The organism is Leptospira yanagawae serovar Saopaulo str. Sao Paulo = ATCC 700523, assembly GCF_000332475.2.
Classification (GTDB): domain Bacteria; phylum Spirochaetota; class Leptospiria; order Leptospirales; family Leptospiraceae; genus Leptospira_A; species Leptospira_A yanagawae.
The window spans coordinates 66,590-88,945 of the sequence record NZ_AOGX02000032.1; the positions used below are offsets into that span (position 1 = coordinate 66,590).

General features: G+C 41.3%; 22 protein-coding genes. 6 read left to right on the forward strand and 16 right to left on the reverse strand.

All coding sequences use genetic code 11. The annotated features are described in order from the left end of the window. Positions 1-40 precede the first annotated feature (40 nt). The 5 genes from LEP1GSC202_RS15275 to LEP1GSC202_RS15295 all read right to left on the reverse strand — a co-directional run bounded on the left by LEP1GSC202_RS15275 (position 41) and on the right by LEP1GSC202_RS15295 (position 4,105). Positions 41-1,444 (reverse strand): lipoprotein LipL71, encoded by a 1,404-nt coding sequence (locus LEP1GSC202_RS15275; RefSeq protein ID WP_015678673.1) that lies wholly within the window; start codon positions 1,442-1,444, stop codon positions 41-43. A gap of 63 nt (positions 1,445-1,507) precedes the next feature. After that, on the reverse strand, positions 1,508-1,843 hold the full coding sequence (locus LEP1GSC202_RS15280) for an STAS domain-containing protein (protein WP_002975418.1): 336 nt from the start codon (positions 1,841-1,843) through the stop codon (positions 1,508-1,510). A gap of 93 nt (positions 1,844-1,936) precedes the next feature. After that, the gene (tgt, locus tag LEP1GSC202_RS15285; RefSeq protein WP_015678736.1) at positions 1,937-3,052 is read right to left on the reverse strand and encodes a tRNA guanosine(34) transglycosylase Tgt; all 1,116 of its coding nucleotides are present in this window, start codon (positions 3,050-3,052) and stop codon (positions 1,937-1,939) included. Further along, on the reverse strand, positions 3,052-3,489 hold the full coding sequence (locus LEP1GSC202_RS15290) for a Fur family transcriptional regulator (RefSeq protein WP_238761753.1): 438 nt from the start codon (positions 3,487-3,489) through the stop codon (positions 3,052-3,054). The genes tgt and LEP1GSC202_RS15290 overlap by 1 nt, the downstream gene beginning before the upstream one ends. A gap of 64 nt (positions 3,490-3,553) precedes the next feature. Then, positions 3,554-4,105 carry an LPS assembly lipoprotein LptE gene (locus LEP1GSC202_RS15295; RefSeq protein WP_015678671.1) on the reverse strand — a complete coding sequence of 184 codons (552 nt, stop codon included), beginning with the start codon at positions 4,103-4,105 and terminating at the stop codon, positions 3,554-3,556. 124 nt (positions 4,106-4,229) lie between these two features. Here LEP1GSC202_RS15295 and LEP1GSC202_RS15300 point away from each other — a divergent pair, with 124 nt between their 5' ends. Further along, entirely contained in the window at positions 4,230-6,044 is a 1,815-nt protein-coding gene (locus tag LEP1GSC202_RS15300) for a M23 family metallopeptidase (protein WP_015678668.1), read from the forward strand. On the opposite strand, the gene greA is transcribed toward LEP1GSC202_RS15300, so the two are convergent. The 5 genes from greA to LEP1GSC202_RS15325 all read right to left on the reverse strand — a co-directional run bounded on the left by greA (position 6,017) and on the right by LEP1GSC202_RS15325 (position 11,579). Next, positions 6,017-8,782 (reverse strand): transcription elongation factor GreA, encoded by a 2,766-nt coding sequence (greA, locus tag LEP1GSC202_RS15305; RefSeq protein ID WP_015678677.1) that lies wholly within the window; start codon positions 8,780-8,782, stop codon positions 6,017-6,019. The genes LEP1GSC202_RS15300 and greA overlap by 28 nt on opposite strands. Before the next feature lie 204 nt (positions 8,783-8,986). After that, positions 8,987-9,973 carry a flagellar filament outer layer protein FlaA1 gene (gene flaA1, locus LEP1GSC202_RS15310; protein ID WP_015678654.1) on the reverse strand — a complete coding sequence of 329 codons (987 nt, stop codon included), beginning with the start codon at positions 9,971-9,973 and terminating at the stop codon, positions 8,987-8,989. Between the two features lie 16 nt (positions 9,974-9,989). Further along, positions 9,990-10,706, reverse strand: a complete 717-nt coding sequence (gene flaA2, locus LEP1GSC202_RS15315; RefSeq protein ID WP_015678734.1) for a flagellar filament outer layer protein FlaA2 — start codon at positions 10,704-10,706, stop codon at positions 9,990-9,992. 11 nt (positions 10,707-10,717) lie between these two features. Further along, a complete protein-coding gene (locus LEP1GSC202_RS15320; RefSeq protein ID WP_015678642.1) occupies positions 10,718-10,954 on the reverse strand; it encodes a PurA ssDNA and RNA-binding domain protein in 237 nt (78 codons plus the stop codon). A gap of 154 nt (positions 10,955-11,108) precedes the next feature. Next, positions 11,109-11,579, reverse strand: a complete 471-nt coding sequence (locus tag LEP1GSC202_RS15325) for a cyclic nucleotide-binding domain-containing protein (protein WP_015678718.1) — start codon at positions 11,577-11,579, stop codon at positions 11,109-11,111. A 189-nt stretch (positions 11,580-11,768) separates the two neighbouring features. Between LEP1GSC202_RS15325 and LEP1GSC202_RS15330 the strand changes: the two genes are divergently transcribed. Beyond that, the gene (locus tag LEP1GSC202_RS15330; RefSeq protein ID WP_015678622.1) at positions 11,769-12,389 is read left to right on the forward strand and encodes a response regulator transcription factor; all 621 of its coding nucleotides are present in this window, start codon (positions 11,769-11,771) and stop codon (positions 12,387-12,389) included. A 3-nt stretch (positions 12,390-12,392) separates the two neighbouring features. Here the strand turns inward: LEP1GSC202_RS15330 and LEP1GSC202_RS15335 are convergent, their stop codons facing one another. After that, positions 12,393-14,804, reverse strand: coding sequence for a hybrid sensor histidine kinase/response regulator (locus LEP1GSC202_RS15335; protein WP_015678650.1), 2,412 nt, complete (start codon positions 14,802-14,804; stop codon positions 12,393-12,395). Positions 14,805-14,984: 180 nt separating this feature from the next. Here LEP1GSC202_RS15335 and LEP1GSC202_RS15340 point away from each other — a divergent pair, with 180 nt between their 5' ends. The 4 genes from LEP1GSC202_RS15340 to LEP1GSC202_RS15355 all read left to right on the forward strand — a co-directional run bounded on the left by LEP1GSC202_RS15340 (position 14,985) and on the right by LEP1GSC202_RS15355 (position 18,874). Beyond that, positions 14,985-16,568: a helicase HerA-like domain-containing protein gene (locus LEP1GSC202_RS15340; RefSeq protein WP_015678601.1), complete on the forward strand. Its 1,584-nt coding sequence runs from the start codon at positions 14,985-14,987 to the stop codon at positions 16,566-16,568. Positions 16,569-16,706: 138 nt separating this feature from the next. Then, complete coding sequence (gene groES / locus LEP1GSC202_RS15345; RefSeq protein WP_015678658.1) at positions 16,707-16,997, forward strand: co-chaperone GroES; 291 nt, start codon at positions 16,707-16,709, stop codon at positions 16,995-16,997. A gap of 18 nt (positions 16,998-17,015) precedes the next feature. After that, positions 17,016-18,665 carry a chaperonin GroEL gene (gene groL, locus LEP1GSC202_RS15350; RefSeq protein ID WP_015678656.1) on the forward strand — a complete coding sequence of 550 codons (1,650 nt, stop codon included), beginning with the start codon at positions 17,016-17,018 and terminating at the stop codon, positions 18,663-18,665. Positions 18,666-18,694: 29 nt separating this feature from the next. Beyond that, positions 18,695-18,874 (forward strand): hypothetical protein, encoded by a 180-nt coding sequence (locus LEP1GSC202_RS15355; protein WP_039929174.1) that lies wholly within the window; start codon positions 18,695-18,697, stop codon positions 18,872-18,874. Positions 18,875-18,888: 14 nt separating this feature from the next. Here LEP1GSC202_RS15355 and LEP1GSC202_RS15360 read toward each other — a convergent pair whose 3' ends face one another. The 5 genes from LEP1GSC202_RS15360 to LEP1GSC202_RS15380 all read right to left on the reverse strand — a co-directional run bounded on the left by LEP1GSC202_RS15360 (position 18,889) and on the right by LEP1GSC202_RS15380 (position 22,298). After that, positions 18,889-19,275, reverse strand: a complete 387-nt coding sequence (locus tag LEP1GSC202_RS15360; protein ID WP_015678737.1) for a peptide chain release factor family protein — start codon at positions 19,273-19,275, stop codon at positions 18,889-18,891. 117 nt (positions 19,276-19,392) lie between these two features. Next, positions 19,393-20,085, reverse strand: coding sequence for a hypothetical protein (locus tag LEP1GSC202_RS15365; protein WP_015678727.1), 693 nt, complete (start codon positions 20,083-20,085; stop codon positions 19,393-19,395). Between the two features lie 47 nt (positions 20,086-20,132). Beyond that, the gene (locus LEP1GSC202_RS15370; protein ID WP_015678667.1) at positions 20,133-21,185 is read right to left on the reverse strand and encodes an Mrp/NBP35 family ATP-binding protein; all 1,053 of its coding nucleotides are present in this window, start codon (positions 21,183-21,185) and stop codon (positions 20,133-20,135) included. Positions 21,186-21,195: 10 nt separating this feature from the next. Next, positions 21,196-22,059 (reverse strand): metallophosphoesterase family protein, encoded by an 864-nt coding sequence (locus LEP1GSC202_RS15375; protein WP_015678722.1) that lies wholly within the window; start codon positions 22,057-22,059, stop codon positions 21,196-21,198. Further along, positions 22,056-22,298, reverse strand: coding sequence for a biotin/lipoyl-containing protein (locus LEP1GSC202_RS15380; protein ID WP_015678591.1), 243 nt, complete (start codon positions 22,296-22,298; stop codon positions 22,056-22,058). Before LEP1GSC202_RS15380 ends, LEP1GSC202_RS15375 begins: the two co-directional genes overlap by 4 nt. Between the last annotated feature and the right edge of the window lie 58 nt (positions 22,299-22,356).

Here is a 22,356-nt window from a genome sequence, read left to right on the forward strand (position 1 = left end):
TGTCCTTACGACAGCTTTTTTCAATTCACCTAAGTCTTGTTTATTCCTTAGGTGCTTTTCCGATTTTTCCCGTTTTTGGTGGGATGTTCAATTTTTGTTTTGGATAAATTAAGTTTTTGTTGCGAATGGTTTTACGGTTCGCTTCAAAAATACGTGGCCAAAGTTTTGCATCGCTATAGATATCTTCACGATCTGCAATTCTCCATAGGCAATCTGCAGGATTTGATTTTTCTACCGTGTATCGTTTCCAACCACCGGACAACTCTTCCACTTGTGCAGAGGATGTTTGGTTTGAGTCTTTTGCATCCTTTGTTTTATCAGAATCGGTATCTACAGCAGTGCGATCTTTTTTCGCAACATTCGTTTTCCCTTTGAGAGTTTCAATTTGGTCAATGGAGATCTCAGCCAATCGAATCGCTTCTTCAGATTGAGCAATGGAATCTTCAAATTTATCTTGTTCTAAAAGGTTTCCAGAAGCTTGTAAAGATTCATTTGAGGCACCTAAGTTTTCTTGTGTGCTTGCATATGATTCTTTTGCATTGGACTTAAGATAAGTTTCTGCATTTAGTTCGCCAAACCGAAGATTTGCATCTTCAACCACTTCCTTTGCTTGTGCATTGCGATTTTTTGCATGGTCTTTGATGGAGTCTTGTAAGAGAGTAGCAGAAGCCAATCGGGCTGCTTTGATTTTTTCGTCGGCAGACTTTAGTTTTCCGGCTTGGATGTCTTCTCTTGCAGAAGCGATCCTAGCTTTTTCTTCATCGATGGCAGGATTACCAGCTTTTGAATAAGATGCTGCTTTATCAAGTAAGGCATCCACTTCATCAGCAGATTTCACAAGTGCTCCACCAGATTTTTCAAGTGCTACTTTTTTAGCTTCTGAGCTAATTTTAGATGCTTCTTGGAATTGGTTATGAGCATCTTCGTATTCTTGTAAAGCAACAGTGCGTTTTACTTCTTTTGCTGTTTCATCTTTATCTTCGCGGAGGTAGGAAGCAAGGCTTGCATCTGCTTGGGCTAATTTTGTTTCCCCGGCATCTCTTGCAGCAACTGCTTTTTTGTATTGTTCTGGAGTGTATTCTGAAGCGTATGCTTCGTCTGCCGCATCAATTGCTGCCACAGCTTCTTCACGAGATTTAGCTGCTAACTTTGGCAAGGTTTTCTCTAAGGCATCGTATGCTTTTGAAATCGCATAGTCTGCACTCTTTTTCGAATCAGATGCTTTTTCTTCTGCTGCAAATTCATTGGCAGAAACTAAACTTTTTTTAGCTTCACTGAATTCTTCAGGGGCATATTCTTCCGCAGAAAGTCTTTCGGCTCGTTCCACTTGGGATTTCGCTAGAGCGAGTTCTTTGAGTGGTAGTTCTTGTGCGCAGTTTACAAATCCTGCAGAGAACAATACCAAAGCGGAGAGAAAGACAGATGTCTTTTTCTTTTTTAACATAACAAACTCCTTAATGTTTGGTAGGGGGGATTGTAAGAGAGAAGCGCAAATACGCTTCCCCTATTATTTAAAAGCAGTAACTGCTTCGTCTTCGCTGTCGAAAATTTCAAAAAATGAAGTCAGCTTAGTGAGTTCAAATACCTTTCGAACAGAACCTGCTACGTTGATGATTTTTAATCCACCTTGGTATTTTTTCAGGTTGGACAAACTTGAAATTAAAGCTCCAATTCCGGAAGAGTCGATGTAAGATACCTTCTCGAGATTGATGACGATGCAATACTTTTGTTCTTCGATCAATTTGGCGATTACATCCTTGATCTCAGGCGCGTTATAAAGGTCGATTTCCCCGTTAATATCGAGTACTACGATTTTATCTTTTTCCCTTCTGGTGATTTCCATGTGTGTCTAGAGACTCCTCAATGAAGCTACAATCAATGTAGAAATGACGGTACAATCACATTCAAAAAAAATGGGTACGTCAACCTAATAATTTTAGCTACCAAACAAATTTTTCCAATGCTCATAAAATGCCTGAAAATTGCCTATTTCTATGGACTTTCGCATCTTTTCCATGAAGCTCTGCATAAAAAATAAGTTATGGTAGGTAGATAAGGAAAAGGCAGTTAATTCCTTCACCTTATGTAAGTGGCGAATGTATCCAAGACTATACGTTTGACAAACCTTACATGAACATTCTGAGTCAATCGGCGATTCACTGAGTCTGTGGCTCTCATTTCGCAAATTGATTTTGCCTTTTGAAGTGAAGACTTGCCCATTCCGTGCATTCCGAGTCGGAAGCACACAATCAAACATATCAATACCGTTTTTTACGCCCTCAAGGATGTCCACAACCGTTCCCACACCCATCAGGTATCTTGGTCTCGATTTGTCCAAATGAGGGGCCATACATTCCAAAATACGAATGTATTCAGGCCTAGGTTCGCCAACACTCAGGCCCCCAATGGCAATCCCTGGAAAATCAATCTTTTGTAAGGTCTCGAGACTGCGAAGCCTCAGCGCCTCGTTCACCCCACCTTGTACAATGGGAAATACGTTTTGGCCGTTTGGATTTTCCATCCAATACTCATAGGATTCTTTTGCCCAGCGATGGGTCCTGTCCAACGCGAGTTCTAAACGTTTGGTATCACTTCCATAAGGAGCACAATCATCTAACACCATCATGATATCAGATCCAATGGACCTCTGCATATCGATGACTGAGGATGGTGTGAACTTATGATAACTTCCATCGATATGGGATTGGAAACGCACACCATCATCTTCAAATTTGAATAAACTTGCTAAACTAAAAACCTGGAACCCACCAGAATCCGTGAGAAGTGCTTTTTTGTAAGACATGAAGTTTTTTAAACCATGGAAATGATCGAACACTTCTTTACCAGGTTTCAAGTAAAGGTGGTAGGTGTTGGCGAGGATTAAGTTGTAACCAAGCTCATTGATATCTTCTGAAGTGAGAGACTTAACGCTACCACGAGTTCCCACTGGCATAAAAATCGGAGTTTCGATTTGGATGCCATTGAGTGAAAGTGTTCCTGTTCTCGCATAGGAACCTTGATCGTAAGTTCCCTCTTTAAATATCGAAGGCACTATTTTTTGTTTTTATGTTCGCAATTTGCAAAGTTCAAACAATTGCCGAAAATGTTCAAACTATGACCCGTAATGGTAAATCCATTTTCTGATGCGGCTTTGTTTTGAAGTTCTTCGATTCGTTCATCAATGAATTCGACAATCCTTCCACATTGCATACAAATGATATGGTCATGGTGTTCGTGGCCAATGATATGTTCATAATATTTGTAATCCTTTCCAAAATCATGTTCTTCGAGTAGTCCCGCTTCAACCATGATAGCCAAAATCCGATAAATGGTAGCTTTGGAAATGCGGTCTTTGTTGTCTTTGAGTTCGTCGAGTAGACCTTCCGCAGTAAAATGATTATGACTTGAAAAAATCTTTTGAGCGACTAACAAACGTTGGTTTGTAATCTTTAAACCTTTTTCTTTGAGATACTCTTCAAAAGCGAGCATCTCTTTTTTAGTGTCTTCTTGGGAAATAGGATCGTTTTGCAAGGGTTATCTCCTAAATACTATCTTAATTCAATATACCAGAAAGTGAATGATACCAAGCTCTTTCTGCTTCTTCCGCAATTCTCAGTGCCATCACACGTAACAAACGATTCTGCGCTTCGAGTTCCGATTCTCGAAATCCGATTTGAGTCGAAAAATGCACCCTTCCTGGGATTTCACTTCGTTCCATCGGGATTTTGACTCCAGTCTCTGCCTCTATGATTTCCACACGAGTGACCACAAATAATTCAGACGTGATTTGTTGGTCCGCTAAGTCCATCAAGTCACCCACTTGTTGGTAGTGGACAATCTCTGCATACAAACGGTATTTCGCGAGAGTTTTTTCCCGAGTGGTGATGAACCTTCCCCTCCGGTCAATTTCTTCCATAATCATCTGGGTAAGCCGTGTGTGCATCCCAGGGGAATAGGTATTGTTTCTCACATTCTGAATGTAGATCAGCCGTTTTGAATCAGGGATTGGAACCCCATCGATCTTAGGTGGCCGCCCTGGTTCTTTTGAAAAAAAAGCACAACCAGAGGTGAAAAGGAATAAAATAAAAACAATACCTAGTCTCATTTGAATTTGTTCCCTGTCATACTAGGTCCCAACTCTAGATTGTCAAGGGAATCGGAGGGTCAGGATTTTCTCCTAACCTCAAGGAAAGGCATGACAAAGCAAGTAGTAGGATTCTACTTTTCCCATGCAGTTGGCAAAGTTCTTTTTTTCCATCCTTTCCCTTCTCTTTTTCGTTAGCCACCTTTCTGCGGATTCCAGAATTCCTGAAATTCCCCATAGTGAAGTGGGTTTTCCATTGCCTTATTTTTCACCTGTTTCTGGAACATTTGCTGAAATCAGAAATCATAATTTACATTTAGGATCAGACTTCAAATCATATGGGTTAAACGGCCACAATATACTTGCCACCTTTGATGGATATGTGGAAGAAATCAGTTATTCCAAAACAGGTTATGGTTTATCTCTCAATTTATACAATCCCAAATATAAAATCAAATCCAAATACGCCCACTTACATTCCTTTGGTGGAACACTTGTCGAATTAGAACTGTTAAGAAGAGCACTTCTACTCATGGGAGATCCCTCGGGTTTCCAACTGAAACTTCCTCCAGGGATGTTCTCTACAAAAAAAGGGAATGCCATCGGAAAAACGGGGGAAACAGGTTCGGGTCCTCCTCACTTACATTTAGAATTTCGTTCGGAAAAAGGAACCATCAATCCACTTTACTTTTCCGAAATCCACCAAAAGGACATCACACCTCCAACCATCCTTTCGCTCTTTTTAGAGAGTGATCAATTAGAAAAACCACTTTTACTTTCTGCAAAAGAGATTGGGAAGGGTAAATTTGAACTCTATACAGAATCAGGTGATTTGTTTACTTCTATCCAACTAACAGGAAAAGTACGAATTCGATTGAGTGGTTATGACAAAATTCGATCACGTAACAAAAACAATGTGTATGGAATGGATTTGGAAGTGAATGGTAAAACTGTTTTTACTAGGAATTTCGATTTTTTATCGTTTGAAGAAAAATCACAAAAACACCAATTTTACGATATCAATCGCTCTTCTTTATCTCCCCCTGTCTATTTTTACCATATGTATGAACAACCTAAACTTTTTAAAGAAGAAGGAAACTCACTCAACTTAAGTTTATTTCCCAAAAAAGAAAAAATCCAAGTCCAAGCATCATTACGGGATGCAACCGGAAACAAATCATCCGTGAACTTTACCATCTTAAACGAAGATTCACCGAAAGACCCAAACGAAAAACCAATTCCTAAAAAAACTGGAAACAAGTACAAATCATTGGATGGAGTTGTTACCATCGACTTAACAAAAGCGGAAGTATCTGGGGATGGCAATTTTTTCATTACAGAAATTTCTGAAAAAGAAATCCCATTTAAGATTCCAAAAGGCCTTCCTCTTAAAGGTAAAATTTACCAAGTGGAAACCAAACGTATGAGTTGGAAAGGAGAAGGCATCGGTGAGATGAATTTTGGATCCACACCTTCAATCAAAGATTCTCTGTATTTTTATGATGTTTCCATTGGAAAATTCCAAGGTGTCCAACCAAAACGAAAACCAAATGGATTCAGCTTCAAACTTACAAAATTAGGTTATCTTATGGTTTTGTCTGATGAAACTCCTCCCACTGTATTTCCGATGACATCCATTGCTAGATACATCGAGCTTCCGGAAGTCAGAAATCATTGTATGGAAGAAAAGTATTATACACTCTCCGATACTGGCAGTGGGTTTAGGACAAATGTTGAACTTTTGTTAGATGGACAAAGTTTTCCTTATGAATATGACCCAGACCGAAGTGCGATCAAAGTTCTCATTCCGAAAAGCCTACAAAAAGAAAGGCCTTATCTTCTTTTGGAAGTTAAGGCCTCTGATTTTGCTGGAAATACTTCCGAGCCGTTTGTCGATTTAATTTCTACGAATGGATGGAAGGAAGACCTTCTTCAGGCTTCCTGTCCCGTCATCGAGTAACGAGCGATATCCAATACTTCATAAACCGTTTCTGTGGAACCAAAGACAAGTGTTGCTTCGTTTCCAGTGTGTTTACCAAGTAAGGATTTCGCAAGTGGTGATTGGTAAGAGATGATATTTTTTTCAGTATCAGCGTCCCAAGCACCTAAGATCGAGTAAGTGACCACTTCACCAGACTGTTTATTTTTCAAACGAACAGTGGTTCCGATCCCTACTTTTTCTGTTTTTACATCACTTAAATCTAAGATACGAGCACTTTTGAGTTCTGCTTCCAATCGTTTGATGGCCGCTTGCAACTGAGCTTGTTTTTCCATCGCTGCTTTGTATTCCGCGTTTTCTCGTAAGTCCCCTTTTTCTTGGGCCTCTCCGATATCACGTGAGTTTTCAGCCATTTCCACATTCACAAGGTGTTCAAACTCGAGTTTTTTCGCGTTGAAAGCCCTTCTTGTGACAAGCACCACATCGTGAGGTAAATTGGCTAATGGATCATCGTCTGCATCTTCTTCTGAGTCATATTCATCCCAAACAATGTTTGGTTTGAGTTCGTTGATGAGTGCATACAATTGGTCTTTCTCTAAATCCGTAACATACGGAACTTCTTTGAAAAGAGCGAATAATTTACGAACATACTCATCGTCTGCGTTGGTTAAAATATCACGGAGAAGGCTATTGTCTTTTCCGAACAAAATGTCCATCGCTTGGTTTTTGAGTTTGGTTCCCTTGTCTTCAATTTTAGCAAGTGGTTTTAAGATACGGAACACACGAAGAACGAGGTCTTCTTCACTTACTTTTAACCAATCAAATTTCCAAGTATGAGAAAGGATCGATTTTGCAACCCAGAGGAAAACTTCAGGGTTTTCTTTGGACTTATTGCAAACTGTTTCCACAAATAAATTGAGTTCTGCATACTTTTCGTCCGCTACCAAGTTTTGGAAAACCGAACGGTTTACCTTCACTGGCACTTCGAAAAGGAGACCAATGAGTATATTGATGGCTTCAGGGTGGTGCAAACGAATGAGATCCTTAAAGCCTTTTTTGATATCTGTATTTTCCAATGCTTTGGAAATTTTTAGAGCATCTTCTTTGGTTAAGGTTTGGATCAGGGTTTTGAGTTCTGGTTCACGGATTTTATGAGAAAATTCTTCCGTTGGCCAAGCCTTTCCTGCTTCATCCAAGTAAAGGTAAGCAGAAATTTTACGAATGATATCACGTGCTGATTCTTCTTCCACATAATGAGAGATAAAAAATTCACCCGCTTCTGCTGCTTCATCAGAATCGCGCACTGCTTCCATGGCAATTTCCAATTTTTTATTCGCGTCATTGGTTGCTTGGAATTTTTGTGTGAGGGTTTCTGAGTGAGTGATTGGTTTTTCGTGGTAAACCACTTCATCCTTTTTCTTAGGATTCATTCCAATGTTCGCTTCTTTTTTCAGAACCGATTTTACTTTCGCCCACCACTTCGACCACTCATCCGCTTTTAAGAATGTACCAATGAGTTCATTCTTCATGTCGGAAATTAACATTTTGTTATCGTAAGACTTGAGGAGTTGTTTTAGAAACTCTGCCAAGTTCTCTTGGAACATGGTAGTGATCGCTTTTCTATCTTCGAAGTGTTGCACCCAAATATGGTCTTTTTTGAGAGGTTTCAAAGAAGTGATCGCCATTTGGATTGAAAGTTTGTGGTCTTTCTTTTCTTCAAAATCAACAAAAATGGAATCTCCCGTTTGAGAAATGGAGGTGATTTTACCCACACCCCAATTTCTATGCATCACATAGTTACCAGTATCAAATACGATGTTTCTTTCAAAGTTTGTGATACAAAGTTTAACCGGCTTACGGTTGTTACCAAGCTCACTCATCTTGAGGAAGTCTTCTAATAAAGAGTGCGCAACATATTTTTGTTTATAGGAACGAATGAGTTCGTTTCTGGCTTTTTGGGATGCGGGTTCGTGTTCTAAAATCTTTTTTAGAAAGTAGATCACATGATCCCAATCTTCCATTGCCTTAAATGGTTCGACGATTGGATAAAGAAGGCCCACTAACCGAGTTTTTTCTCTTTGGCCGAGTAAAATCCTTTCAATTTTATCGAAGAAGGCTACATCTTCATAATTATTTTGAACGATGGTTGGCCAAATTTCTTCCATCGGAATGTATTCTTTGTTCTTTGCATACATCTCAACTGCAAGTTTGAGATACGACATCGCTTTAGGTTTGTCTTCTTCCATAATGGAGAATCCATACTTCTTAGCGATCTCTGGGTTTTTGCGGTCTTGTTTGGCTAATTTTTCAAGTACTGTTTTTAGTTCTTTGTTTTTCTTGAGTTTATCTAGGGCTTCAGCTTTGACTCGGAGTGCTAGTCTATGGTCCCCAAAACGTAAAATAGAATCAGTAATGTATTCAATGATAGTCCATTTTGCATGTGCTTTGAAAGAATCCAAAATGTTCTTCACCAAATTCGCATCACCCATGGAATCTTCCATGAAAGATATGATCATTAACATGTATTTGGCGGAGATAGACTCAGGGTGTTCTTTGAAATGGTCTTCAATTTTTTGTTTAGCTTCTGCTAAACGATTTTCTGCCTTATATGCATCAATGACATCGTCAAAGATTTTGAATTTAGAAACGGGAACCGTTCCTGCATCAGCACGAACATAAATTTCCTCATTGAATAGAGGTGTTAGTTTGTCGTTGTCGGCAATTTTGTTTGATTTGTCTTCGGTAATAGTCTCAGGCATGAAAAGAATCTCCCTCTTCGTATTTCCAATAAAGGGTGTTCATAGTTCCTATAAAGTTGTTACGGTAAATTTAGCGATGAATCCGCGAAAAGAACAGTCCTAGGGTTCATTTTCCAGGTCCGTTCGATTCTGTAAAGCCAAAAAACCCAGCCGATTGGCTGGGTTTTCCTGGTCCAAGTAGATTCCCTTGGAGTGAAAAGGGAACTATTTGTTTTGCGAAGATCCGTTACTTCCACCACAATCGCGCACTTTCGCACCCGTAGAGATGGCTCCGGATTTTTGGAGCATTTGCTCAAGCTTCACTTTGTTTTTGCAATCTTCTTCATCAAAGTCTAGGTTTGCGCCATCAAAATGAACTTCGAATGTATCCGCAAGAACGCGGAGTTCGTCAAAGAAAAGGTAAACCGTTTCAGGTCCTGTGTTTGTACGAGATCGGATTTTGAACTGTTTGAAGATCAAGTTCCTTGTCGCAGGGAAAGCATTCGCTTCCTGTGGGATCCCTGGAGGGATGATGATATGGAGTGGTCTCCATCCAACAAAGTCAAGGGAACCAAAAGGGAAAATATGGCTATTGCCATTATAGTCTTCCAACCAACCTTCCAAATCATATTCATTCCCACGACCGAGAACCCAAACAGAAATGGCTTTTACGTTTCCTGGAGCTTCAATTCCGTAAACTTTTTCCATTTTCTTTTTGTTGTCAGCATCGATGTAAGGACGAGCCCTTGAGATTTCATATTCAGGAGCACGTGGTGGGCGAACTGTGACTACGTTGTTTCCAGGAAATGTGAATTGGAATTTCACTGCCAAAACTTTTGCATTCCCCGCATCTACGTTTTTCACATCGCCTGGTTTTCCAGGAACCAGTTTCACCTCTCTCATCACAAGAGGGGATTTCGCTGGGTCGTTGAGAACTGGTGAATACTTATTGTTTTCATCAAACTTCATATCACCGGATCCATCTTTGTTCACACCATCTTTGTCAGTGAACACTTCCCATCCATATGGTGCAGAAGAAACTGGATTGTCCCAAGATTCGATTGTAATGGCTTTGAGTTCTAAAGCTCCAATATCGTTACCAACTGGTGTTGCCACCCCATTGGAAACTTTGTATTGTGCTTGTGCGAAACCGATAAGTGCAACCGAGCTTAGCGCTAATAAAGTTAGGATTTTTGTTTTTTTGTTTTCCATTGTTCCTTTCTCCCGCTTACCAATTGTCCTTAATTTCAGAACCAGGGTATTTTGCTTCGGATCTGTCTGTTCTCACTTGTAAATCGTCTACATAAAAGTAGAAGTCCCCTGCTACTTCGTGAACATCAGATGTCACAAATAGGGAAACAAAGTGAAGGTTTTTATCCAATAGTGCAAATCGTGAGCTTTGTGGGATGAAACCAGGAACCGTTGCGGTTAACTTTCTCCATCCAAAAAAATCCAATCGACCCAAACGGATATTATGTGTTACGTCTTTATAATCTCTGAATTTTGCAAATAAGGTATGTCTGTACTTTCTTCCAAGAACCCATACAGAAATTTGTCTTACTTTTCCTTTGATGATGTATTCATGCGGAGGGTAAAGTTCCACACGGTCCAAACCTTTAGCAGCAAAATGTGTTTTGACTCCTAAAATATGGTTTTTTTCGATTTTGTCCCCACCATCTTCTGGTACGGTTTTTTCATCGAATACATCTTTGATGAGCCCTCGTTGCACAAGTTTTAAAGTCCTTGTTTCTCCGAGTGGAGTGGTTGCTTTGACTCTCCAATCCTCAGCCTCTTCAAAATCATCTAAAACGATTTTTCTAAGAGGGCTATCCTCATCATTTGCAGTGTTAGCTGTATTTTGTCCGCCAGTATCTGCCTGTGCGTACAACATTCCTATTGAAAGGAAGAGGCCTAACAACAGTTTGGTCATTCCTAATTTCCCCATGAAACTCACTCCTAAAAGGCTCCTAACTCCGGGTCTTTCGTATTCTCATTATCGGCTATCCGGCTTTTAAATTGATGCAAGATTTCGATCATTCGATCGATTCCTTCCGCCGGAAGAAAGATCGAGGATTTTTTGCTATTCGACCATTCCGATACTTTCAGGTAAAATCCAGCCTGGTTTTTCTTCAAATCCACCAAGAAAGTCTTATTTTGTGTTACGATCTTCTCGGTTAGGATTTCGGGGTCCACCATGCATTCCTTCTCCCTGCCTACGGTAATAGTATCGGATTCCGAAACCCATTCCTTAGCTGTAATAGGAAGAAACTGAGGAATGGAAAAGGTTTTTTCGGATCTCTACGATAAAAAATCCTAATTTGGTTAATTTTTGTCTCTAAAACTTGGTTTAGGCGAAACGCTTTCTCAGTTCGCGCGCATACGCTAAATCATGGGTTAGTTTTCGAAGCCGTCTGATGTAATAATGGGTCACTTCTTTATAGAATTTGAGTTCCATTTCTTTGTTTTTCGAAAACATCTCATGTAGGTCGGCATAACGGAGTTCGTAGAGTTCGGAATTTTCTTTGGCCTCAACTTTGGCCGACCGTTTTTCATCATCAAAAAAAGGCAATTCCCCAAAATGATCCCCTTCTCCAAGGGTGATGAGGTTTACGTCGTCGCCATGGCTTGTGGAAGTTGAGATTTGTAAGGTTCCATACTTCACAATGTACATGGATTCCGCATCTTCGCCCATGTCGTACAAAACATTTCTAGGAGGCAGGTGGACTTCCCGAATCTTTTCAGCTATATGTAATAGTTCATCTTGGTTTAACTTTTGGAAGAGATATATTTTTTTGAGACTCTCTACTTTAGTATTCATTCATTCTCCTAGGATCTTTCTGAACATGGGGGGAATTCATGATTTTGCAAGAGAAAATTAAGTAGAAAGACCCATGAATTTTTCTGGACAAATGAAACGGAATAGTACTAATATTTGCAGTTCTCCTCGTCTACTAGGGGGAAACGCTAGGAAGAAAAAAGAAACCTAGATCTGAAAAAAGGGAAATTTATGACATCAAAAAAAAAGGTATTACTCGTGGAAGACCATGCCGTGACCCGGGTCGGCGTAAAACATGTCGTGAATGCTTCGAATGATTTTGAGGTGGTGGGCGAAGCGGAACATTCCTCTCAGATCTCAAACCTACTCCTCGAAACAAAACCTGATTTTGTCCTGCTCGACCTTCGCATCCCAGGGGAAAACGTCCTCAATATGGTGAAGGATTGGAAAAAAGACCAACCACAACTCAAAGTGGTGACGCTTACCATGCTTGACGAGCAGCCCATCGTCCATTCTGCCATCGAAGCTGGAGTGGATGGGTATCTTTTGAAAAGTGATGATTTGAGTAGCCTTACCAAAAACCTGAATGAAATTGCTGCTGGGAAAACGGTGTATTCCAAAAACCTAAAACTCAGTTTCAATCGCAAACCCCAAGACGGAAAAGTAGCCAACAAAAAAGAAAAACAAATCCTCACCCTGCTTGGCCATGGAAAAACCTACCAAGAGATTGGAACGGAAATTGGACTTTCAAAACGTACGGTAGAATACCATGTGGGACGCCTAAAGGACCGGTTCAATGCGAAAACGGTTGCCGAACTCATTGGACGCGCCAAAGAACAAATGTTAATCTAACCCTCAGAGATCGAGGAGTCGTTTGACAACCTCTACCATCTTTTCATCGGGAGATGTTTTGGTTAAAAAAGCATCTCCCCCTAGTTCCATCACTTCTGTTTCTAATTTATAACCGGTATTGGGATCGGTATGGGAACTCGATACCAGAATGGAACGAATCTCTTCCATTTCTGAATTCGCATACAAATCACGCAAAAAATCGATCCCCGTTTTTTCGGGCATTGAAAAATCAACGATGATAAGGTCCGGTTTTAAGCGTGAGACCGAATACAAAGCATGGTCAGGGTATTCCTCTTCCCAAAGGATACAAGGTATGTCCTTTAATACCTTTCGGATTTGTTTGCGATACCCTGGGTTGTCATCTAAGATGAGGACAATTTTTTCGAAATTGGGTAGGAGTAGTTCTACAGAAGTTCCTTTGTTTTCTTCTGATTCTACCACCAAACTGGCACCATGGCGGTCTGCCACTTCATGGCAAAAGGCAAGGCCAACACCTGCTCCCATTTCATCGGCAGTGCCTTTACGAACAAAAAGGAAACCTTCTTCTAACACATGTTCGGCCCAGTAACTCGGCATTCCGATCCCAGTATCTTTTACTTTTAAACTCCAGTATTTGCCAGCTTCCGTTAAAGATACTTCCACTGTGCCAGATTCTTTTGTGAACTTTACAGCATTGGTGAGAAGGTTCCATAACAAATGTTCAATGAGATTGGGGTCACCGATTCCAATGGAAGACTCATCAATATGAATGAAAACATTGATGTGTTTTGGTTTTGCCATCTCTTGGATCCGTTCCATCAGTTGGTCTGTGATTTGGCGGAAATCAAAAAGTTGGTAATCAGGGAAAACGGAAGCATTTTGGAACCTAGAGTACTTAATGAGTTCTTCCACCATACTCAAGATATTTTTGAGTCCTGTGGATGCTTCACCTAATACTTGCTTGGCTCTTTCGGGAGAAAGGGAAGGAGGTGATTCTGTGAGTAAATTGACAACAGAAGAGATCCCAAATAGTGGAGAACGGATGTCATGGGAAACGATGGAGATAAATTTATCTTTTAATTCCCCTGTTTTTTCCGCTTTTTCCTTTTCTTTTTTCAGTTCTAACGTTTTCCACTCTACCTCTTTCCGTAAATTGAGAGTTAGGTATTCCGCAGTTTCCCAGGTATGGGCATTTTGTTTGGAAATCACAATGGCAAGGCACATACAAAAGAGAGCAAACCCAAGGTCAGTCACGAGAGGTAAATCCCATCGTTTGAAAAACACAACGGAATCATAAATTGTTGCCGACAGAATCACCAAAGTTCCCACTGCGATGTAAATTCCTATGGTACGAGTTTCTCTTTGGAAAGAAGACCTTACCGCTGCAACCAAAGCAAAAATCAATATGATGACCATGTACACTTGGCTAAAGACAAGGAGATTTGTGTACACAGCATATGGAGTTGTCAGGATGATTAAGATCTCGATGGCTATGGGAACCAAAAGGATTTTCTTAAGTTTCGAAGGTGCCAAATGGGGTTGGACATAAAAGAAAAACAATAAACTAAACAGTTGGATCCCACAAAACGCTAAATATTCCAAACGGATTTGCAACATTTCCAGGAAGTCACTTCCCACAAACCAATCCCTCGAGACCCGTTCAAAGAGGAGGATCCTTACAAGCCAAGAAAAACACAAAAGGGCAAACCACAATGGAGACTTGTCTTTACGACGGTGGAGGAACAAAAACAAATGGGAAATCGTTAGGACTAAAAAAACACCGAAGAAAAAAGATTTTTTACGTTCTTTGAATCGTATGTAAAGGATCATTTTGCCCACCTCACCTAAGATAGGTGAATAATAAGGGCCACCACGCGAATAAAGATAATTGGAAATTTGTAAGTACAAAACAGTAGAAGGTGTCGCACGAAAGGATCTACCTGTTTCTAAATAATAACCGATGGAATCTTCTTTGGTCCTGGAAACCTTTCCTGCCGAACCTAATAACACAAGACCACGTTCCTGGTTATGGTAGTACAATTTGTACGCGGATGATGCTTCCCTTAAGTACAACAGCAAATTCATTGGTTCGGTTACCTTTAATTTCAAACGGTAGGTAACAAAACCATGGGCGGGTAGGTTTTGGTTCACCCAATAGGCAGGAACAGAAAGGGGGACTGGTGTTTTTCCTTCGAGAGCTTTGAACTCAGCTTCTGTTTCTGGGAGTTCGCCAGGAAATGCGTCCCATTGGCCTGCTAGGGGGAAGGGATCTAAGGTTTTTAAATCTTCATTGGTAAGGTCCAAAACCCCATTTTGGATGGATTTGGCTTGTCCAAGTGAGGGGATTCCCCAGTTGCAATTTACGAAATCAAAGAAAATGGAAAAAACAGAAAGGACAAAAATGACTTTCGATGTGCGAATCCGTTCCACATCCAAATTTTAAAAAGATTTTGGAAAAACTCAAATCATATTAGGAGTTCTACGAGAAATTCCAGAGAAAAACGATCCAAATCCTATGAAAAAACGGAACAAGGCACGTTAGCCTCCTCATTCCCTTTCAGAAAACATTGACTTGGGTACGAAACGAAATGAACTTGTGGAGTTTCGAGGGAACCAATGGCCAAACAATCCGATGCATTTATGAAAAAAATTAAGGAAGGATACCCAAGTGATGGGTCGTTATTTCTTGGTTGTGGAAAATTTGATGGGGATACCTTCCCGGAGGCCAAAGTGCAAATCCCGCTTTCTACTTTGAACCGCCACGGTCTCATTGCAGGTGCCACAGGAACAGGGAAAACCAAAACCTTACAACTCCTCACAGAATCCCTTTCCGAAGCAGGAGTTCCTGTTGTCCTCATGGACATTAAAGGTGATCTTTCCGGCCTTGCAGCAGAAGGGGAAGAAAACGAGAAAGTAAAAGAACGAAATAAGATCCTAGGGGGAGACTGGTCACCCACATCCTACCCCGTTGAATTTTTATCCATCTCCAAAGAACCAGGAGTCAAATTACGCGCTACTGTTGCAGAATTTGGACCCATTTTGCTCTCTCGGATTTTGGAACTCAATGAAACGCAAGGCAGTGTGGTCTCCCTTGTCTTTAAGTACTGTGATGATTTGGGTTTGCCTATCCTGGATCTTAAAGATTTCAAAAAAGCACTCCAATACATCAATGATGAAGGAAAAGAAGAACTCGAAAAGGAATACGGAACTGTATCTTCTCAAAGTGTTTCCATCATCTTACGAAAGTTAATGGATCTCGAGAGCCAAGGGGGTGAGGATTTTTTTGGTGAACCTTCTTTTGATGTGAATGACCTCCTCCATATAGAATCCAAAAAAGGAAAAATTTCCATCGTCCGACTCACAGACATCCAAACCAAACCACGTCTTTTTTCTACGTTTATGTTGTCGCTTCTCACGGAAATTTATGCGAATTTCCCAGAAGAAGGTGATTTGGAAAAACCTAAACTAGTCCTCTTCATCGATGAGGCACATTTAGTATTTGATGAAGCTTCCAGTGATTTATTAAAACAACTGGAAACCATGGTGCGCCTCATTCGTTCGAAAGGAGTTGGCATTATCTTTTGTACCCAATCACCCACCGATTTGCCAAAAGAAATTTTAGGTCAACTTGGTTTGAAAGTACAACATGCCCTCCGTGCCTTTACAGCAAACGACCGCAAGGCGATTAAAACCGCTGCCGAGAACTATCCTGAAACTGATTTTTATGATACAAAGGAAGTGATCACAGAACTTGGGATTGGAGAAGCCTTCATCACGGCACTCGGAACCAAAGGTTCCCCCACTCCCCTTGTCCATACCCTACTCTCTCCACCAAAATCACGTATGGGAACTCTTACCGATAAGGAACTCCAAACTTCGATTGGGAAATCGGATCTGGTGAAAAAATATGAAACCACCCTCGATCGTGAAAGTGCACACGAAATGCTTTCCAAAAAAATGGAAACCATTGCCGAAGAAACAGAATCGGCAGAAGAGGAATCCGGATCAAAAAAACCCAAATCCAAACGAGCCCAGGAAAAAGAAGACCCCAGTTTCGTGGAAACTCTTTCGAAAAATCCTCTTGCTCGGGAAGTCGGAAGGACAGTTGCCAAGGAAGTCACGCGCGGCCTTCTCGGAATGCTTGGGGTAACACCAAAACGAGGTTCTCGCAGGAAAAAAACAGGGTTATTTGGGTTCTAACTCTTTTTTAGCACTCTTCACTTGAAAGTGCTTGACCTCTTTCTCCTACAAACATTCTATGGTACTTGAGTTTAGCACTCTTTTTGAAATGGTGCTAAACTTAGTATTATTAAGTAGATTGCATACAAGGAGTCACTCATGGCATCAATCAAACCTTTAGGCGACCGAGTAGTCGTAGAGCCAAAGAATGAGTCAGAAGAAAAAATCGGATCCATCATCGTACCAGACACTGCCAAAGAAAAACCACAAGAAGGCAAAGTCATCGCTGTGGGACAAGGCCGTTACGAAGACGGGAAACTCGTTCCTTTAGAAGTAAAGGTGGGGGACACAGTCCTTTACGGTAAGTATTCCGGAACAGAAATCAAACAAGGCGGAAAAGAATTACTCATCATCCGTGAAAGCGACATCCTCGGTGTTGTGACAAACTAAATCTAAAAGGAAAGAATCATGGCTAAAACAATAGAATTTGATGAATCAGCACGTAGAAAACTTCTTAGCGGAGTGAACAAACTCGCGAATGCAGTGAAAGTGACTCTTGGACCAAAAGGTCGTAACGTAGTCATCGACAAAAAATTTGGATCTCCTACCATCACAAAAGACGGTGTGACAGTTGCAAAAGAAATCGAACTTGAAGATGCAATTGAAAACATGGGCGCTCAAATGGTGAAGGAAGTTTCCACCAAAACGAACGACATCGCTGGTGATGGAACCACTACTGCAACCATCCTTGCCCAAGCCATCATCAACGAAGGTTTGAAAAACGTAACTGCAGGTGCAAACCCAATGGCACTCAAACATGGGATTGATAAAGCAGTTCTTGCAGCTGTGGAAGAAATTAAAAAACACGCTATCAAAATCAATAGCAAAGCAGAATATGCAAATGTTGCTACGATCTCTGCAAACAATGATCCTGAAATCGGAAACCTAATTGCACAAGCTTTTGACAAAGTTGGTAAAGAAGGTGTTATCACGGTTGATGAAGCAAAATCAATTGAAACCACTCTTGATATCGTAGAAGGGATGCAATTTGATCGTGGATACGTGTCACCTTACATGGTAACAGATCCAGAAGCAATGATCGCTACTTTTAACGATCCATTCATTTTAATTTACGACAAAAAAATTGCTTCGATGAAAGACCTTCTCCCAGTGCTTGAAAAAATTGCACAAGCGGGAAGACCACTTGTCATCATTGCAGAAGAAGTGGAAGGGGAAGCTCTTGCAACAATCGTTGTCAACACACTTCGCAAAACCATCCAATGTGTGGCTGTGAAAGCTCCTGGGTTTGGTGATAGAAGGAAAGCAATGCTCGAAGACATCGCCATCCTCACTGGTGGACAAGTGATTTCTGAAGACCTCGGAATGAAACTCGAAAACGCTGATGTGAAGATGCTTGGTCGTGCGAAAAAAGTAGTGGTTGATAAAGAAAACACTACGATCATCGAAGGTGCTGGTGCTTCTAAAGACATCCAAGGCCGAGTGAACCAAATCAAAAAACAAATCGAAGATACTACATCTGATTACGATCGTGAAAAACTCCAAGAACGCCTTGCAAAACTTGCTGGTGGTGTGGCGGTGATCCATGTTGGTGCTGCAACTGAAGTCGAAATGAAAGAGAAAAAAGCTCGTGTAGAAGATGCTCTTTCTGCAACTCGCGCTGCTGTGGAAGAAGGAATTGTTCCTGGTGGTGGACTCACACTGCTCCGTGCACAAGATGCAGTGAAAGCATTAAAACTTTCTGGTGACGAACAAACAGGTGCTAACATCATCTTACGTGCATTAGAAGAGCCAATTCGCATGATCACTTCCAATGCAGGTCTTGAAGGATCTGTCATCGTAGAACAAGCTCGTGCCCGTAAAGGAAACGAAGGATTCAACGCACTCACTATGGTTTGGGAAGACCTTATCAAAGCTGGTGTGGTTGACCCTGCGAAAGTGGTTCGATCTGCCCTTCAAAATGCAGCTTCTATCGGAGCCATGATCCTCACTACTGAGGTGACCATTACAGACAAACCTGAGCCAAAAGATGCTGCAGGTGCTGGAATGGGCGGCATGGGAGGAATGGGTGGTATGGGAGGAATGGGCGGCATGATGTAAATCATCCCCTCATTTCACCTTAGGTCTGTTTGGTGATCCAAAGAGACCTAACACCAAAAGGCCTTGTGAGTGACATCCAAGGCCTTTTTTTATGGGAAAAAGCCAATCCATTCCCAAAACGGATTGTTCCATCCGCTCATCCTATTGCCAATCTCACCTCGACTGAAACAAAACGGATCAAACCGTTGATCGATTGGAGTGAACTGTGAGTGTTCACTAGGATTCAATCTTCCGACTCGTGGGTCTCTACAATTGACTTCTTATATTTCTCCACTGCCCGTTTCTTTTGTTTGGATTTTTGTTTGCGAATGGCATCGAGTTTGTGGCGGAACGTTTCCGGTTTTAAATCCTTCTCCATTTCCAAACAGAGTATATCTCTCGCTTTGTAACGATTCAGTCCTTGTGTCCGATACATCGAACACTTCACTTGTTTGCCAGAGGGGATATGGAGTAAGACAACAGCAGTTGCCACCTTATTCACGTTCTGCCCCCCTTTGCCACTGGCCTTCACAAACTGTTCTTTGAGATCAGATTCGTGGATGCCAACAACTTCCATCCGTTTTTTCAGGGAGGCATTTTTTTCTGGTGAAACTGGGAAAGTAAGCGCCATGTTCGTTTGAGCTTTCGTGTGTAGTGTTATGTATTTTGGTCTTAGGCTGGTTAGCTTTGGAAAATACCCTTCCTTATACGAAGGGCATTGGATCGATTTATCTTCGACTCAAAACGATTAAGTGGCAGTGGATTCAATTTCCAAAATGCGTTTACGCAAATCAGAAGCCGTTTCGTAATTTTCGATTTGGATGGCATTGAATTTTTGGATGTAAAGGCCTACCAGTTCATCCCCTACTTTGCCAGGAACCGACAACGCTTTTTTGAAGTTATCGATATCAAGTGTAGGGTGGTTGTTATGGAAGTAGTCCACAATGCGTTCCATTTTGAGTCTTGTCGCTTCTCTGGCAATCCCAGAAGTGTTTCGGAATTCGATGGAGAGGTTTGCCAAAGTTTCCAATGGTTCACTCACTGGTTCGAGTTGGTCACTCAAGTTTTGGTTTTGCGTTTTCTTTTCCTTTGCCTTACAGAATTCCACATACCGCATCACCATCGAATTGAACTGCTCCATTCGTTCCTGGATGTATTGGTTCGCTTGTTCTTTGTTTTCAGGCATTTGGAAGTCAGGAAGTTGCACCACATCATACAGATGGATATTGTCCGAGAGGATTTTCATGAGCTCCTCTTTGGAAGGAAGTGCGACAGGAGGAAATGTCACCACGGGGTAGTTGTCTCCGATTTTTAAGAAACTCACCACCACATTGGAGGCTATGATTTTCCCACCTGGTGCAATCGGATTCTCTCCGAATACATGGCAGTATGCGATTAAATTCCCTGTTGGATTTGGTTTGGAACCGCGTTCAAAATTCATAGTGTATCCTTTAGACTAAGAAAAGCCAGTGAAGAAACAAGTGATTTTTACTCTTCCCAATTCGCAATTTGTTCTTCTAAATTCTTGGCGATCTTAAAATACGCCTCTTTCAAAGGAGAGTCTTTTGCGTCAAGTAAGGCCGGTTTGCCCGATTCACCCGAACTCATCACATCGAGTGTGAGAGGGACTGCTCCCAGTTCCGGAACTCCCACTTGTTTGGAAAGTTTCTCCCCTCCCCCTTTCGAAAATACATCGGTGACATGCCCACATTTCGGACATGCAAAACCACTCATGTTTTCGACAATCCCAAGGATTGGTACTTTCACTTGTTTGAACATGGCAGCTGCACGACCTGCATCAAGGACTGCCACTTCTTGTGGAGTTGTCACAATCACAGCTCCATCAAGGTCAATGAGTTGGGCAAGGGATAATTGTACATCCCCCGTTCCTGGAGGTAAATCAATGAATAGGTAATCGAGTTCTCCCCAAACCACATCGTATAAGAACTGTTCAATGGCCTTTCCAAGCATGGGTCCACGCCAAACCACAGGTTGGTCTTCTGTGACGAGGAAGGAAAAGGAAATGAGTTTGATTCCATGTTTTTCAATTGGATATATTTTATCTTCTTCAGACTTTAAGGCAACACGGCCATTGATCCCAAACATTTTACCAAGAGATGGTCCATAGATGTCAGCATCCATGATCCCCACCTTCTTTCCGTTAAGTGCAAGGGTGCTGGCAAGGTTTGCAGTGACAGTTGATTTTCCAACACCACCTTTTCCCGATCCAACAGCGATGACTTTTTTTACGCCAAAGATTCGGTTTCCGTCTTCCATTTTTAAGTTTTGGTCGACTTCAAATTTGATTTTGACTTTTCCAGCACCTTCGATTTTGGAAATGAGCTGTCTTGTTTGTGCTTCCAAACCAATTTGCAAACGACGGTCTGCATTCGGAGTTTTGATGAGGATTTCGATTCCATCCTCAGTAGGTGTGACCTTTGCAACCATACCAAGACTCACAATGTCTTTTTTGAGTTCTGGGTGTTTCACTTGCATGAGTTGCCGTTGGATGGAAGTTAAATCAATTTTATCATTTGCCATGGTATGTCCTTTAGACGACTCCTTCAGTCTCTTCGTATAGAATGGGATTTGTCTCTGTGAATTTGTTTTCTGAATAGATAAAACGACGATAGTGAGTTTGTTTCCCTAGTTCAATCAAATGGAAACCACACTCATGTTTGGAATCGGATAACCTTGTACTCGATGCTGAGTTCACAATCGTAAAAGGAGTTTCTTTGCCAGGAAGTTTCACCCAATTGGTATGTGTATGCCCATGTAAGTACAATTCGGGTGGGTTCGATTGTAATCCAAGAACCACTTCTTTTCGATTGGACATTCGGTGGGAAGCCGATTCTACTTCTGTGTTGGGATTCCAAAGCGGGTGGTGCCCGACGAGTACATAAGGATCTTTTGAAATCCCAACGGTTTTTTCTACAATTTCTTTTGCTACGTACCCATTGGCAGTGATCCTTGGGATGGCAAGATTGGAATCCCAACCAACAAAGAGTTTACCCGCAATGCGTTTCGTTCGGAGGTAAAAGTTTGGATGAACGGATTCTCCCATCCACTCTTCAAATGCTTTTTCAAACAAAGGATTTGGTCCCATGGCACGTTTTTGGTATCGGTCATGATTCCCTGGGATCAGGAACGTTTTGTTCGTAAGAATTGGTTTTAAGATATCTTTTGCGTTTTGGAATTCACTAGGGTGTGAAACGTTTGTTAGGTCACCAGAAATCACTAGTGCATCATATTCTAAATTTTTGATGGTATCCACCATCGCCGCAATGAGCACCACAGGGTGTTTTGACTTTCTCCTCACATGGTAATTGAGGTATCCGACAATTGCTTTTCCTCGAAGAGAAAACAATGAAAGTTTCTTCGGGAAATGTAAATCGGAGATATGAAGGATTTTCATTCGTTAATATCCATGATTCCGAGGATATCTCCTTTTTTCACTACCGATCCTTGTTCTTTTAGGATTTTTTTTAAGGTGCCACTATAGGGAGATTCCACTGGAAATGCAGCTTTATCCGTGACAAGTTCAATCACTTCATCCCCTTCTTTTACGTCTTGGCCTTCTTTGCAAAGCCAACGGACCAGTTCAATTTTTTCCGTATCACCTAAATCAGGAGTTTTTAGAAGGAATTCTTTCATAAACAAACAAACCTGCTCACTCGGTCGGAAAACTGGTTTACAAAACCATGTTTTCCCG

What these genes read in the sequence shown, in the direction of transcription:
- LEP1GSC202_RS15275 (WP_015678673.1), bottom strand. Translation starts at nt 1,444, where the DNA reads ATGTTAAAAAAGAAAAAGACATCTGTCTTTCTCTCCGCTTTGGTATTG.
- LEP1GSC202_RS15280 (WP_002975418.1), bottom strand. Translation starts at nt 1,843, where the DNA reads ATGGAAATCACCAGAAGGGAAAAAGATAAAATCGTAGTACTCGATATT.
- LEP1GSC202_RS15290 (WP_238761753.1), bottom strand. Translation starts at nt 3,489, where the DNA reads ATGCTCGCTTTTGAAGAGTATCTCAAAGAAAAAGGTTTAAAGATTACA.
- LEP1GSC202_RS15295 (WP_015678671.1), bottom strand. Translation starts at nt 4,105, where the DNA reads ATGAGACTAGGTATTGTTTTTATTTTATTCCTTTTCACCTCTGGTTGT.
- LEP1GSC202_RS15300 (WP_015678668.1), top strand. Translation starts at nt 4,230, where the DNA reads ATGCAGTTGGCAAAGTTCTTTTTTTCCATCCTTTCCCTTCTCTTTTTC.
- greA (WP_015678677.1), bottom strand. Translation starts at nt 8,782, where the DNA reads ATGCCTGAGACTATTACCGAAGACAAATCAAACAAAATTGCCGACAAC.
- flaA1 (WP_015678654.1), bottom strand. Translation starts at nt 9,973, where the DNA reads ATGGAAAACAAAAAAACAAAAATCCTAACTTTATTAGCGCTAAGCTCG.
- flaA2 (WP_015678734.1), bottom strand. Translation starts at nt 10,706, where the DNA reads ATGGGGAAATTAGGAATGACCAAACTGTTGTTAGGCCTCTTCCTTTCA.
- LEP1GSC202_RS15325 (WP_015678718.1), bottom strand. Translation starts at nt 11,579, where the DNA reads ATGAATACTAAAGTAGAGAGTCTCAAAAAAATATATCTCTTCCAAAAG.
- LEP1GSC202_RS15330 (WP_015678622.1), top strand. Translation starts at nt 11,769, where the DNA reads ATGACATCAAAAAAAAAGGTATTACTCGTGGAAGACCATGCCGTGACC.
- LEP1GSC202_RS15340 (WP_015678601.1), top strand. Translation starts at nt 14,985, where the DNA reads ATGGCCAAACAATCCGATGCATTTATGAAAAAAATTAAGGAAGGATAC.
- groES (WP_015678658.1), top strand. Translation starts at nt 16,707, where the DNA reads ATGGCATCAATCAAACCTTTAGGCGACCGAGTAGTCGTAGAGCCAAAG.
- groL (WP_015678656.1), top strand. Translation starts at nt 17,016, where the DNA reads ATGGCTAAAACAATAGAATTTGATGAATCAGCACGTAGAAAACTTCTT.
- LEP1GSC202_RS15360 (WP_015678737.1), bottom strand. Translation starts at nt 19,275, where the DNA reads ATGGCGCTTACTTTCCCAGTTTCACCAGAAAAAAATGCCTCCCTGAAA.
- LEP1GSC202_RS15365 (WP_015678727.1), bottom strand. Translation starts at nt 20,085, where the DNA reads ATGAATTTTGAACGCGGTTCCAAACCAAATCCAACAGGGAATTTAATC.
- LEP1GSC202_RS15370 (WP_015678667.1), bottom strand. Translation starts at nt 21,185, where the DNA reads ATGGCAAATGATAAAATTGATTTAACTTCCATCCAACGGCAACTCATG.
- LEP1GSC202_RS15375 (WP_015678722.1), bottom strand. Translation starts at nt 22,059, where the DNA reads ATGAAAATCCTTCATATCTCCGATTTACATTTCCCGAAGAAACTTTCA.
- LEP1GSC202_RS15380 (WP_015678591.1), bottom strand. Translation starts at nt 22,298, where the DNA reads ATGAAAGAATTCCTTCTAAAAACTCCTGATTTAGGTGATACGGAAAAA.